Here is a 12,908-nt window from a genome sequence, read left to right as displayed (position 1 = left end):
CTACGACCTACACCACCATCAAGACCGTGTACACCTCCAGCACCGGCACCCTGACGACCACGGCCCCCGCCTCCGAAGACGGTTACTGGCGCTGGAACTCCGCAGGTACCTCCACCACCCCGGCCGTAACGGCAACCGGCGACTTCGTGGACGTGCAATAACCCGAACGCCGCTCTCGACAGTTCCCGCTCGCACGGCGACCACATAAAAGTGCCCTCCCTCCCCGGCAGGGGAGCGAGGGCACTCTCAGCTGTGGCCCTGTTTTCCGCTGTGCACCAGGGGCGCGGATGGCGCTGGAACGCATCGAGGCCGAGGCCACCTGGTGATTTCTTTACCGAACAGCCACCACAAGCTAAAACCTCGTCGTTAATTTCGCTTCCAAGATCCACAGCACACATCCCGTCCCCGCAGCGCACCGAGGTTCTCGCATGCTCAGATCCCTCTCCGTGGCCCACGCGAGTGGACGGCACCGCAAGACCAGAACTCCCAGTCCGTCGCTCCGCCGAGCGACCCTTGTCGCACTGACCGCCCCCGTCGCCGGGTCGATCCTGGCCGGCCCGTCGGCGTTCGCCGCGGACAAGCCCGTGGCCAAGGCCGCCGCACTCGATTCCGCCGAGCAGAAGATCGCAAGGAACCTCAACGGACGCGCTCAGGACACTCGGCTGGGCAACACGTTCAGCGGTGTCGTCATCGACGCCGAGTCCGGCAAAACCGTCTGGGGTCACAATGCGACCACCGCTCTGATGCCCGCCTCCAACACCAAACTCGCCACAGCCGCCGCCGCATTGACGGTCCTCGGCCCCGACCACCGGTTCACGACGAAGGTCGTCTACGGTGGCGGGACCCTCACCCTGGTCGGGGGAGGGGACCGCACGCTGACCACCGGCGACCTCGCCGCGCTCGCCAAGACGGCGGCCGCGGGGCTGCGCAACGCGGGTCTCACCTCGGTGAAGGTCCGGGTCGACGACAGCCTCTTCCCCAAGCCCACGCTCGCCACGGGCTGGAACACCGGCTACTACCCGGACACCATTGCCCCGGTGCGGGCCTTGGTGGTGGACGGCCGCAAGGTCACGGACACCGCCCTGGACGCCGGACAATCCTTCGCGCAGTTCCTCACCCAGCAGGGCGTCAGCGTCACCGGGCAGGTCACCCGCGGCGCCGCCGGCACCGGAAACGTTCCCGTGGCCCGGCATCAGTCCGACCAGATGTCCGTCATCGTGAAGCACATGCTCAAGGTGAGTGACAACGACGTCGCCGAGACGCTGCTGAGGATGACCGCGCTCGCCTCCGGCCGCCCGGCCACCTTCGAGGGCGGCACGGCGGCCGTACGTACGGTGCTCACCCGCTACGGCGTGTCCCTGGACCACTTCGTGATCCACGACGGCAGCGGCCTCTCGCGCGCCAACCGCATCCCGGCGCGGACCCTCGCCGACATCCTCGACGTCGCCGCCGACCCGCGCCACAGCAACACCCTGAAGTACGTCGTGGACGGACTGCCCGTGGCGGGTGAGGCGGGCAGCACTCTCGGGCCCGAATGGGGCCGCTTCGACACCGCGCACTCACAGTGCGCCGTCGGCAAGGTCAAGGCCAAGACAGGCACCCTTACCGGCGCCCTCGGGCTCAGCGGACTGACGAAGGCCAAGGACGGCCGCTGGAAGGTCTTCTCCTACATCGAGAACGGCTCCACAGCCGCTCCCGGCGCCATCAAGGACGCCCTGGACGGCCTAGCCGCCACGGTCAACGGCTGCTGGGCGTAGGGCAGCCGCCGAAGCGTACGACGCGTTCCGCCAGGGGCCGGCTCGGCTGGGGCGGATGTTTATTTCGGGGGGTCTTGGCGAGTGCAAGCCCTGCCGGTGAAGCGGGCCCTTGGCGCGGGACGGTAGCAGCCCGCGCTGTCCTCCGGCGCGGCGCGCTCCCGCCCACAGACCATGGCCGGCCACAGCGGCGCCGACATCGACATCGCAGTGGACATTCTGGACACCTCATTCATGAGGCCCGCTGACTCTCGGGCGCCGCGCCGGGTGTTCGGTAACCGGATGCGGCTGTCTGGACTGCGGCATTTCCACCGTGCGTGTGCGTGGAGTGCCCGGTTCGATCCGGTCGTTCGGGGCTGATTCCGCTCCCGCACCCGTCCTCGCCGTCTTTCCAGTCCACGGCCCGCACCGGCGCCGATGCCCGTTCCGGCCGCGTGCGTCCTGCCAGGTGGGAGCGGAGGGACCGCTGGCGGGATCGCTTCCCTGTGCCCCGGGACCGGAACCCCGGCGTGGTTCTCTGTCGTGATCCCGTCCCGGCGTCCCTCGGAAGGGCCTGTGCATGCCTGCCTTCGCGCTTCCGTTCTGGTTTCCTCTTTCGCTGAGGCCCCCGGCTCTTCCCGGCCGGGTCCTCGCCGGTCTGGGCTGGCTGACCACTCCGCTTTCGCCGGACGACTACCTCGGTCTCGTCGATCCCCTGCTGTCCGCGCGGCATCCGGCGGGCGTGGTGACCGCCGTGCGGCCCGAGACGGCGGACGCATCCACACTGGTGATCCGGCCGGGGCGAGGGTGGGCAGGCTACCGGTCCGGACAGTACGTCCCGGTCGGTGTGGAGCTGGACGGCGTATGGCACTGGCGTACGTACTCGCTCACGTCGGCTCCGGACGCGCCGGGCGGCGATGTGACGATCACGGTCAAGGCGGACCCGCGCGGGAAGGTGTCGCCGTACCTGGTGCACCACGCTCCGCCCGGCACCGTCCTGCGACTGAGGCCCGCACAGGGGGAGTTCGTGCTGCCGGACCCGCCGCCCGCCCGGATGTTGTTCGTGACGGCCGGCAGCGGCATCACCCCGGTGATGGGGATGCTGCGCACGCTCGCCGGCCGCTCGGGGCCGGGCCCGGATGTCGTACTTCTGCACAGTGCGCCCGGCCCGGACGCGTGTCTGTTCCACGCCGAACTCGCCGGTCTGGCAGCCCGGGTGCCGTGGCTGCGCCTGCATCTGCGGTACACGCGCACCGCCGGCCGGCTCACCGTCCGGGACATCGGCGCACTCTGCCCGGACCGGCGGGACCGCGAGACCTGGGCCTGCGGTCCGGCGGGCCTGCTCGACATCGTGCGCGAGCACATGGCGCGGAGGAACGGGGCGCAGGAGCGGTTGCACGTGGAGAGTTTCCGCCCGGCGGTGCCGCCCGCACCCGCCGCCGGCGAGTCCGGTGGCCGGGTGCGGTTCGGGCGCAGTGGCGTGGCGGCCGAGTCGCCCGCGTCCGTTCCCCTGTTGGAGACCGGCGAGTCGGCGGGCGTGCCGATGCCGTACGGGTGCCGCCGCGGGATCTGCTTCGGCTGCCTCGTCCCGCTCGTCGACGGGCGGGTCCGCGATCTGCGTACCGGCCAAGTGCACGGTGAACCCGGCGAGTTGATCCAGACCTGTGTCAACGGAGCCACAGGCTCGCTCGTCCTCGACGTCTAGGACCTCCCGAGGAGCTCCCGTGACGGCAGCTGTCCTTCCCCTGAAGCCTGTTGACCGTACCGAGGAGCTGGGAGAGGAGCTCGACCGGCTCCGGTCCGAAGTCATCGCGACGCGAGGGGCCGACGACGCCCGCTACATCCGCACGGTGATCGCCGTCCAGCGCGGGCTGGAGGCGGGCGGGCGTCTCGCGCTCGCCGTCTCGCTGCTGCCGCCGGCCTGGTGCGCGGGCACGGCGATGCTCACCGTCGCCAAGATCCTGGAGAACATGGAGCTGGGCCACAACGTCCTGCACGGCCAGTGGGACTGGATGGGCGACCCGGCGATCCACTCGACGACCTGGGAGTGGGACTTCGCCAGCCCCGCCGACGCCTGGAAGCGCACCCACAACCACCTGCACCACACGTACACCAACGTCGTGGGCCGAGACCGCGACCTCGGCTACACCATCCTGCGCATGAGCCCCGAGCAGCCCTGGCGCCCGGTCCACCTGCTCCAGCCGCTGTACGCCGCCCTGCTCGCACCCGTCTTCGAGTGGGGCATCGCTCTGTACGACCTGGAGGCGGACTCGGTCGTCGCCGGGCGCAAGAGCGTGCGGTCCTTCCTGGGCGAGATCGCGAACCTGGGCCGCAAGGCGGTGCGCCAGTCCGCCAAGGACTACGTTCTCTTCCCGCTGCTCGCGGGCCCCTCCGCGCTGCCCTGCCTGCTCGGCAACCTCACCGCCAACGGCCTGCGCAACATCTGGGCGCACACGGTCATCTTCTGCGGCCACTTCCCTTCCGACGTACGAACCTTCACCGAGGACGACATCGACGGCGAGAGCCGCGGCCAGTGGTATCTGCGCCAGATCCAGGGCTCGGCGGACTTCGGGGGCGGCTTCGTGCTCCACGTGCTGTCCGGCAACCTCGGCCACCAGATCGAGCACCATCTCTTCCCTGACCTGCCCAGCAACCGCTACGCCGAGATCGCCCCCCGGGTGCGCCGCCTGTGCGAGAAGTACGGCGTCCCGTACGTGACCGGGCCGCTGTGGCGGCAGTACATGTCGATGTGGGGCCGCGTCGTGCGGCACGCGGTGCCGTGATCCGCCGCGGGTCAGCCGGCTCCGCGGCCACCGGGCTGCTCGGGCGCCGGGATGACCACGGTGTCAAAGCCGCCCGAGACGATCCGGGCGGCGAGGTCCGACAGACGCAGCTGGTGGGCGCGCGCGTAGGAGCGGAACGCGGCGAAGGCGTCGTCCACCGAGGTGTGCCAGCGCTCGGCCAGCACGCCCTTGACCTGTTCCACCATGACGCGGTTGGTCAGGGCGGTCTCCAGCTGGCGGTTCTCGACGTGTGACTGTTCCAGGGTGCGCTGTTGGAGGATCGCGATGGTGGCCACGTCGGCCAGTGCCTGGGCGAGTGCGATGTCGTCGTCGCCGAGGCGGCGAGGTGTCTCCTGGAAGAGACTGAGCGCGCCGACGACCCGGTTGCGCAGGCGCAGTGGCAGCGCGTGTGTGACCGCGTACCCCGCATCCCGGGCCCGTGCGGCGAAGCGGGGCCAGTCCCGCGTCGTCTCCGGGCGGCTCAGGTCGATGTTCGCCCGGGCCTTTCCGGTGCGGTAGGACTCCACGCAGGGACCCTGGTCGTGCTGGAGCGCGAACAGTTCGAGGACGCGTGCGCGCTCGTCGGAGGCGGCGAGGATCTGTAGTTCGCCGTGCGCGTCCACGAGCAGGATCCCGGCCGCCGAGACGTCCAGGAGCTCCACGCAGCGCGTCGAAAGCCGTTGCAGCAGATCGATGACGTCGAAGTCCTCGACGAGGGAGTCCGCGACCTCCACGAAGATCTCGGCCAGACGTCGTTCCCGGGCCATGGCGATCATTCCTTCCACCGTCGGGCGAATACGGCCCGTTCGTATCGTCGTCGAAACGGAGCATGCGGGCGACCAGGTCGGTCGCCACTTCCCCGAGGGGACGCTCACCGCTGTACGCGTAGGCCCGCAGACACAGGAGGGCCTCCTCCAGCGGCAAGCCGAGCTGGACGCTGATCAGTCCCGTGGCCCGGTGCACGGCCGGGCGGTTCAGCCCGGTCGGCTGAGCCGGCAGGGAACCGAACCCGTGGCTGTCCTTGCCGCGGCCGCCGGGCCGGTTCCCGTTCAGGTACATGCCGGTCAGCGCGGCGGCCGGTGCCGTGGCGTCCGCCGACTGCTGCCTGCTCATCGTCCGGTCCGCGCCGCACAGCACGGTCAGTACGCCCATCCGGATGGGTCCGATACCGAGCGGGAAGCAGCACACCCCGTGGATGCGCATCTCCCGCGCGGCCTCCAGCAGGACGGGCCACCGGTCGGGGCGTACGCGGTCGAGGTCGGGCTCCAGGACCGGCACCCCGGTACGGATCGCGTCCGGCCCCGGGCCCGCGCCCACCGTGACCTGGAGTTCCTCGAACCGGGGGCTCACCTCCGGGTGGCACCAGACCGGCTCGGCCGTCCGGCCGCCATCCACGAGCAGCGACAGCGCGACGCCCTCGGCGCCCAACGCCCGCGCGCTCGCCGGGGCCGGGTCGCTGCCCGCCTCCGAGCCCGCGCGCAGCGACCGCAGGACCTCGGCCATGCCGTCGCCGGTCACCGCTTCCCGTTCTGCCGCCCGCCGGGGCTCCGCACAGCACGGTGGCCCCCTGACTCCAGGCGGACATCATGCGGGGCGGGCCGTCTCCGCGCGGTCGGCCGGGATGCCCTGCCAGGCGTCCCGGGCGCTGGCGTACCGGGGGAACCGGTCCAGGAGACCGCCGGCCCGCAACAGGAGTACCGCGCCCGGCAGGGTGTGCACGAGGCGCATCCACCCGTGCCGCTTCCGGCAGTCCTCCCACGCTGCGCACAGCGGGTCCAGGACGCTGCCGTCCAGGAAGGTCACGGCGCTCAGGTCGACGATGAGGAACAGCCGGCCGGTGCCGGAACGGCCCTCCTGCAGAGCCCGAGCGAAGCCCGGCGCGGTGATCAGGTCCAGTTCGCCGCCGACGCGGACCACTCGGCACTCGTCGAACAGGTCGGGATGCGGGCCCATAGCCCATCTCCTCTGAGGAGGCTGGCTTTCGCCTTGCGCAGAGCCTCTGTTGCGCGGAGCGGTACTGCGCGGAGAGGGCCGGGGTCACGGGCTGCCGTGCGGCCAGCGTACTGGTGTCGAGGGGGCCCGCGACGCCGCTTCGGGGATGTGCGCGGGTGCCCGTCGGCGACGGCTCCTTTCCCGCCGGGCGGAGTTACGGTGGGGAACCGGGGGCACGTCGTACGCCGGGCCGCCCCCTCGTCCCGCGGTCCGCCGCGGACACCCCGGGCACGTCCACAGGACCGTGCCCCCAGTCAGGAGTGCCTTGATGGCCGCCGTCCTTGAGCCCCCGCCCTCCCTGCCCATGGCCCGTCTGCGGCTGGCGCCGCGCGGTGCGGTGTCGCTGCGCGTCGACGGGGCATGGTGGCCCCGCTCCCGCGACCTGTTGGCCGAACTCCCCCCGCTGATCGGCGCCTTGCCGCGAGAGTGGGGGAAGATCGTCGGCGTCACCGTGAACGCGCAGAAATGGGCGGATTCGCCGGGACGGATACTCGTCGGCCACCACGTCGTAAGGCTGCGCAGGGAGTCCGTCTGGCGGCGACGGTACACCGTGTGCCTGCTCGCCCCGGACCACGGCCGACGGGACCTGCTGGTCGTGCCGCCGGAGCTGGCCGCGGCGGACGCCGAGTACCTGATGGCGGCCGTGGCGTCATACGGCTGACGACAACCGGAGACTACTGGGCTGGATTCAGCAGCCCGGCAGTCCGTGACGTCATGCGCCTCACTTGTGCCCGGGATCCCGGAGGTGTTCTGTGTGATGGTCTTGCGGTCGGTGGCCGACAGGCCGGAAGCCGAGCCGTACAGGACGACGACGGCGCCCGCGGCCTCCTCGCCGGACACGTTCGCGCCGGGCGCGCGCAGGACCGCGTTGCGGTAGCCGTCGCCATTGAAGTCGCCGGGGACCGCTCCGTGCACGGAGGCCGCGGGGACAATCGGCAGCAGCGTCCCCCCGACCAGACTGACGTCGACGAACGTGGCCGCGCCCCATCTGCCCATGAGCCCCGACACCCCAGGAGCATCAACTGTGCGCCGGCATAACGCGGGAAGTGTAAAGGCGCCCGGTGAAATCAAGTCTCCGGGCGCCTTTGGAGGACCAAACTCACCGCCTACGAAAGGACCTTGTAGCCGCTCCAGCTACTCGCGATCTGCGCCCGCGGACCAAAGGAGCCCTTTCCGTCCCCGCTGTTGCGCCACACGTTGCCACTGGTGTCGCGGGAGACCAGGTCCGGCTTGCCATCGTCCGTGATGTCGCCGACCCCGACGACCGCGTTGTACGAGCCGCCCCAGTTCGACAGCACCTTGACGCGGGCCGCGAACGTGCCGTCGCCCTTGCCGTTGTAGCGGTAGAGGTTGTTGGACGTGTCCTGGGCCAGGAGGTCGGCCTTGCCGTCGCCGGTGATGTCACCGGTGCCGACGATCTTCTTGTAGCCCTTCCAGTTGTCGTAGAGCTTGACGCGGGAGGCGAGCTTGCCGTCGCTCGTCCCCTTGTAGAGGTAGACCGCTCCGGTGGACGAGCTCCTCGCGATCAGGTCCGGGCGTCCGTCACCGCTCACGTCGCCGGGCGAGGTGAGCGCGTTGTACTGCGTCCAGCCGCTGGTCCCGAGGGTCGTGTACGACGTCGACGGCTTGACCGCCGCCCCGCAGCCCGGCTTGTACAGCCGCAGCGCGCCGCTGCTGTAGCGGACGAGGACGTCGTTGCAGCGATCGCCGCTGAGGTCGCCGAAGGGGATCGCCATGATGGTCGTGGGCCAGCCGGTGCCCGTGTACTTGTCGCCGAACTTGCCCGTCCCCGTGCCGCTGTGGAAGGTCAGCCCGCCCGAGGAGTTCAGAGTGAGCAGGTCGCCGCGGCCGTCCGGGCCCTCGGGGCTGACGAAGTCCCGGCGCACCGCGGCTCCGCGCTGCAGGTAGCCCTTGCCGCTGGTCACCGTGTTCGGCGTGGCGGTGCCGAGGCCGGTTGCCTTCAGGGTCCAGGTGAAGTGGCCGTTGGGGAAATAACTCCCGCTCGCCGTCTTGCCGTTCCAGGTCGCCGTCACCCGGTCCGGGGTCGCGCCGCCGGTGAGAGTGCGGGTGGCCTTGCCGTTCGCGCCGCTCTGGACCGAGGTGAAGGTGAGCGACCAGGAGGTGACCGGGCGGGACACCACCCAGGTGCCCTGGAAGGACACCCCCGGGGCCACGTAGTCGCCGACCGACGTCTCGAAGGCCGTCACGGCGGACGGGGCGATGCCCGTGGTGGTGACGTGGGTGCGCTCGTAGTCGTCGAACCAGGCGACCAGGCCGGTGTACTCGTCGACCGTCCAGCGGTAACGTCGGTCCACGGTCAGGCCCTTGTCGGCCAGGTCGGAGGCGATCGTGCGAGTGGTGCCGGCGGCCGCCTCGGTGAGGACCAGCGTGCCCGCGTCATGGTCGTGGCGGACGGTGAAGCCGTCGCCGAGAAGCACGTCGCCGGGGGTGACCGCCGTCGACGTACCGGCCTTGGTGTCGTACACGCCTGCCGAGTCCGTCCCGCAGGCCCAGTACACCCAGCGTCCCGCCGCCTGGAGTTCGCTCGGCACGCAGGCCAGGCCGGGGACGGTCACCGTGGTGAGCGTCTTCTCCTGCGGGATGCTGTACGACGTCAGCTTGCCGACGGTGGTGGCGCTCCACAGGGTGGAGCCGTTCAGGGCGGCGGCGCGGACGGACCGCTTCAGTTTCTGGCCCTGGCCGAACTCGCCGACGTACTGCGCCGGGGTGGTGCCGCCGGAGTTGAAGACGGCGTAGTCGTCGGAGACGTCGACGATTCGGCCGCCCTGGCCGCCGAAGTCCAGATCGTGACCGCCGATTTCCACCAGCCGGTCATCGCCGAGGCCCTCGCCCTCGTCGGTGCCGCCGTTCGCGTCGAGGTAGACGTCCCGGGCGTCGAGGTTCCCCCACAGCGCCGAGCACGTGGTGCCCTCGTACGGGCAGAGGGCGGCGTAGACCGAGCCGCTCGCGGTGGCCTCGGACGCCGTCAGCGTGGCGGAACCGTCCGTGGTGAGGGTGCGCACGGACGTGGTGTCCGCGGTGGCCTTCGGATCGTCCTCGGCGACCCGCAGGCTGCCGCGGCTGAGCGCGATGCCCGTCTTGGCGTTCTCCACCGCCGGGGCCTGCTGGACCTTCTCCAGTTTCAGCGTGCCGTCCTCGGCCTGGCTCACCCGCCGCACCCACCAGTCGGTGGCGTCGGTGCCGCCGGTGACCAGCGCGCTGCCGTCGCCCGCCGCCAACGTGTACTCGCCGGCGCTCGCCAGCAGGGTCTGCTGCACCGAGGGATCGTCGACGTCGACCGCGAGCAACTGGGAGCCGAGCGAGCTGGAGGACAGCGGCAGCAGCAGCCAGTCGCCGACCAGGACCGGGTCGCCGTCGAGCGTTCCCGGATTGGTGGGCAGCGTGACGACCTGCTCGGCGGCCGTGAGGTCGGTGCGGGACTTCAGGTGCAGTTCGGCGGTGCCGGCCTGGTACCAGCCGATGCGGTCCTCGCTCATCACATAGTGCGAGGCGTAGGTGGCACTGGTGAACGCGTAGGTGTTCACGGCCGAGGCGACGTCGGTGTAGCCGATCGTGCCGGTGTCGACCGACCAGAGCACACCGGCGGAGTCCGCCGCGAGGACGTCCTCGCTCCCCACGCTCGTCGCGTCACCGGTGACCTTGCGGGTGCGCCACTCCCCGTCGACCTTGTCGATCAGGGAGTTAGTGGTGACGATCGTGTCGCCGGCGAGGGCCCGGTAGTAGCCCTGGCCGTACTGGACGGAGCCGTTCCAGCTCACCTTCTTGGAGGTGGCCGTCGCCGGATCCCACAGGGTGGCGTACGCGTCGTTGGCCGTGGTGGGCAGAGCGACCAGGTCGCTGTCCGAGCCGTACCAGGCGTTACGGCACTCGGAGCCCATGTACGTGCAGCCGGTGCCCGGGGCGTAGACGCCGTCGGTGTTCTCGACGGTGACGGTCCTGCCGGTCGCGTAGTCGGTCCACAGCAGTCCGGTCCTGCCGGCCTGCCGGTGCAGGAAGCCGGTGTCGCCCGCGACGTACGGGCGGTCGGTGCGTGGTGTGGTGGAGCTGGGGTCGACCAGTGTGATCGCTGTGGTGTCGGCCTCGGCCGCTTCCGCGGAGCCGCCGCCCTCCGACAGGACGACGACGGACGCGGCCACGACGGCGACCGCGAGTGAGGAGACGGCGGCGGTCAACCCGCCCCGTCTCAGGGCGTGTCTGCCCACGTGATGTTCCCTCCCCTACGAGGGTCCGTGCCCTCGCACAAGTGGCCGGATCTTACCAAGGGATGGCAAAGGTCAGGGGATGCTCGCGCAGGTGAGAGGGGATGGGCAGGCCACCCCGGTACGTCGTTCGGGTCGGGTCGCACCGCTGTCGACCGTGGTTGTCCGCTCTTACGGGCGCGCTGTGGGCACGGGGCACGAAGACCGGTGGGCATGGCGCGTGCTCGGACGGGCACGGTGTTGAACTGGGCTCGGTCGGACGTCAGTCGGGGGACGCCTTCGCGCGTGCACAGGGTTTGGGTGAGGCCCGTCTCACGCTGCGAGGCCGGCGGTCGCGGCTTCCTCGGAACGGTCGGCGCTCGCCCTGGTTCATTTGCCGGCTTCGGGGCCGTACCACTGGAGCGCCTGGCCGGTGACGGCGGCGACGCACTCGAAGTCCCGGTCGCGGTGCAGCAGAGTGAGGCGCCCCGGGACAGCTCGCCCTCCAGCCTCGCACGTTGCCTCTGGCCTGCGGACGGACGGTCGCCGGTGTGGGCACCGCCACAGGGCGCGGCAAGTCCGCTTGCCGTCTGACCCGCCCGAACACAAGCCCCTCACACCGAGGTGCCGTCGCGTGCGCGAGCGCGCCGCTCTGCGTGGCCGTATCGAGCGCCTTTTTGCCGGAGACCACCAGACCGCTCCCATCCGTCCGTACCGCATGTGACGTTTGAGCCTGCGGATGCGCTGGGTATTGCGGGCAGGCTGTGTGACGGCTGTGCCCGAGTCAGAGGAATGGACTGGGGGATGAGCATGGGTCCGCGTGCAGCGCGTCACCGGCGTTCGGTGAAGCGTCGTGTTCTTGCCGGCGTTTCCATCGCCGCGGCGGCCGGGATCGCGGGCACCGCGACGATGGCCATGAACGCCGAGGCGGCGTGGACGTCGACGTGGAACGTGTCGGCCTCCGGCTGGACCCCTGACGATTCCCCCACGGTGTCGGTCGACCGGCAGGGCGACGCCCTACTTGCCTGGAATGCCTGCGACCTGTCGACGCCGGGCTGCTACTACCGGATCCAGGCCAGAGTGAAGACCGCGAGCGGCACGGTGACAGCGATCCGCACCCTGTCGCCCGACGGTGCCGCGCCGTCCTGGCCGGAGGCCGCCTCCGACGACACCGGCGACTCGGCGGTGGTCTGGCAGCAGGACAGCCAGGTCGTGGGCCGCCGGCTCTCGGCCTCCGGCAGCCTCGTCGGACCGCTGCAGAAGCTCTCCACGTCGGCACCCGCGACGACCCCGGTGGTCGCCGTGACCCCGGGCGGCACCGCGATGGCGGCCTGGACGGAGATCCGCGACGGAAGCTGGTACGCGGTCGCCCGCCGCCTCAAGCTCGACGGCACGCTCGGCGCGCCCATCACCCTCGGCTCGGGGTCGACGGAGAAGCCGGCCATCGGCGTCGACCGCAACGGCCAGTTCGTCGTCGCCTGGGCGCGCGCCTCGGACGTCGTGGCCAGGCGGATCACGTCGACGTCCGTCTCCTCGACGAAGGTGCTCACCTCGCCGATCGCGTCGTACGGCGGTTTCGGCATGGTGCGGGTCGGCATGGACCGGGACGGCGACGCGGTCATCACCTACCACTCCGGCGGCGGTGCCCGCTCGCAGGTCTGGGCCTCCCGCTGGAGCCGCTCCGGCACCCTGGCGGCTCCCCTGCGCATCTCGGCCTCCACGGACAACGTGGGCTTCCACCACGCCCTCGCGACCGACCTCGACGGCGACTCGATGATCGTGTGGACCCGCTACGACAGCACCGGCAGACTCGAGCTGCTCGGCCGCCGCCTGTCCGCTGCCGGTGCCCGGGGCGCCGTCACCAGCCTGGGTCTCGGCGACCGCCCCGACCTGGCCCTCGACGACGACGGCGACGGCATGCTGGTCTTCCACACGGTCGTCCCCAAGTCGACGCCCCCGTACAGCTATACCAAGACCAGCGCCCGCCTGATCAGCCGTTCCGGCACCTTCGGCACCACGAAGACACTCACGTCGGACGGCCGGGTACCCCAGGTCGACACCCGCCCGACCTCCCGGTTCACAGTGATCTGGCAGCAGGAGAGCTTCCCGTACACGATCAAGTCCGTCACCGGACCCTGACGGGCACCAACTGCCCCGCCGTGCTCCGTTCGGCGGTTCCCACTCATCGCTCCGTGAAGGAG

The 12,908-nt window shown here is 70.9% G+C and carries 8 protein-coding genes and 2 pseudogenes; 6 read left to right on the top strand and 4 right to left on the bottom strand.

Annotated elements, in window-relative coordinates:
• The 4 genes and pseudogenes from ACWGJM_RS48370 to ACWGJM_RS48355 all read left to right on the top strand — a co-directional run.
• Positions 1-161: pseudogene (locus ACWGJM_RS48370) on the top strand (calcium-binding protein); the annotation flags it as partial.
• Between the two features lie 267 nt (positions 162-428).
• Positions 429-1,757 (top strand): D-alanyl-D-alanine carboxypeptidase/D-alanyl-D-alanine endopeptidase, encoded by a 1,329-nt coding sequence (dacB, locus tag ACWGJM_RS48365; protein ID WP_453418168.1) that lies wholly within the window; start codon positions 429-431, stop codon positions 1,755-1,757.
• A 556-nt stretch (positions 1,758-2,313) separates the two neighbouring features.
• Positions 2,314-3,438, top strand: coding sequence for a ferredoxin reductase (locus tag ACWGJM_RS48360; protein ID WP_453418167.1), 1,125 nt, complete (start codon positions 2,314-2,316; stop codon positions 3,436-3,438).
• Positions 3,439-3,457: 19 nt separating this feature from the next.
• Complete coding sequence (locus ACWGJM_RS48355) at positions 3,458-4,516, top strand: fatty acid desaturase family protein (protein WP_453418166.1); 1,059 nt, start codon at positions 3,458-3,460, stop codon at positions 4,514-4,516.
• Between the two features lie 11 nt (positions 4,517-4,527).
• Here ACWGJM_RS48355 and ACWGJM_RS48350 read toward each other — a convergent pair whose 3' ends face one another.
• Together ACWGJM_RS48350 and ACWGJM_RS48345 are read right to left on the bottom strand one after the other, a co-directional pair.
• Positions 4,528-5,292, bottom strand: coding sequence for a GAF domain-containing protein (locus ACWGJM_RS48350; protein WP_453418165.1), 765 nt, complete (start codon positions 5,290-5,292; stop codon positions 4,528-4,530).
• Between the two features lie 808 nt (positions 5,293-6,100).
• On the bottom strand, positions 6,101-6,469 hold the full coding sequence (locus ACWGJM_RS48345) for an STAS domain-containing protein (RefSeq protein WP_453418164.1): 369 nt from the start codon (positions 6,467-6,469) through the stop codon (positions 6,101-6,103).
• Positions 6,470-6,776: 307 nt separating this feature from the next.
• On the opposite strand from ACWGJM_RS48345, the gene ACWGJM_RS48340 reads away from it, so the two are divergent.
• Positions 6,777-7,169 (top strand): DUF5994 family protein, encoded by a 393-nt coding sequence (locus ACWGJM_RS48340; protein ID WP_453418163.1) that lies wholly within the window; start codon positions 6,777-6,779, stop codon positions 7,167-7,169.
• A gap of 445 nt (positions 7,170-7,614) precedes the next feature.
• Here ACWGJM_RS48340 and ACWGJM_RS48335 read toward each other — a convergent pair whose 3' ends face one another.
• Together ACWGJM_RS48335 and ACWGJM_RS48330 are read right to left on the bottom strand one after the other, a co-directional pair.
• The gene (locus ACWGJM_RS48335) at positions 7,615-10,731 is read right to left on the bottom strand and encodes an FG-GAP-like repeat-containing protein (protein WP_453418162.1); all 3,117 of its coding nucleotides are present in this window, start codon (positions 10,729-10,731) and stop codon (positions 7,615-7,617) included.
• 366 nt (positions 10,732-11,097) lie between these two features.
• Positions 11,098-11,190: pseudogene (locus ACWGJM_RS48330) on the bottom strand (PIN domain nuclease); the annotation flags it as partial.
• Positions 11,191-11,550: 360 nt separating this feature from the next.
• On the opposite strand from ACWGJM_RS48330, the gene ACWGJM_RS48325 reads away from it, so the two are divergent.
• Positions 11,551-12,846 (top strand): hypothetical protein, encoded by a 1,296-nt coding sequence (locus ACWGJM_RS48325; RefSeq protein ID WP_453418161.1) that lies wholly within the window; start codon positions 11,551-11,553, stop codon positions 12,844-12,846.
• The last annotated feature ends 62 nt before the right edge of the window (positions 12,847-12,908 follow it).

Source organism: Streptomyces sp. NPDC054834 (assembly GCF_053611185.1).
This window is presented reverse-complemented; position numbering and strand designations above follow the sequence as displayed.

Excerpts from the sequence above, each read along its gene's own strand:
- dacB (WP_453418168.1), top strand. The coding sequence starts at position 429 with ATGCTCAGATCCCTCTCCGTGGCCCACGCGAGTGGACGGCACCGCAAG.
- ACWGJM_RS48360 (WP_453418167.1), top strand. The coding sequence starts at position 2,314 with ATGCCTGCCTTCGCGCTTCCGTTCTGGTTTCCTCTTTCGCTGAGGCCC.
- ACWGJM_RS48350 (WP_453418165.1), bottom strand. The coding sequence starts at position 5,292 with ATGATCGCCATGGCCCGGGAACGACGTCTGGCCGAGATCTTCGTGGAG.
- ACWGJM_RS48345 (WP_453418164.1), bottom strand. The coding sequence starts at position 6,469 with ATGGGCCCGCATCCCGACCTGTTCGACGAGTGCCGAGTGGTCCGCGTC.
- ACWGJM_RS48340 (WP_453418163.1), top strand. The coding sequence starts at position 6,777 with ATGGCCGCCGTCCTTGAGCCCCCGCCCTCCCTGCCCATGGCCCGTCTG.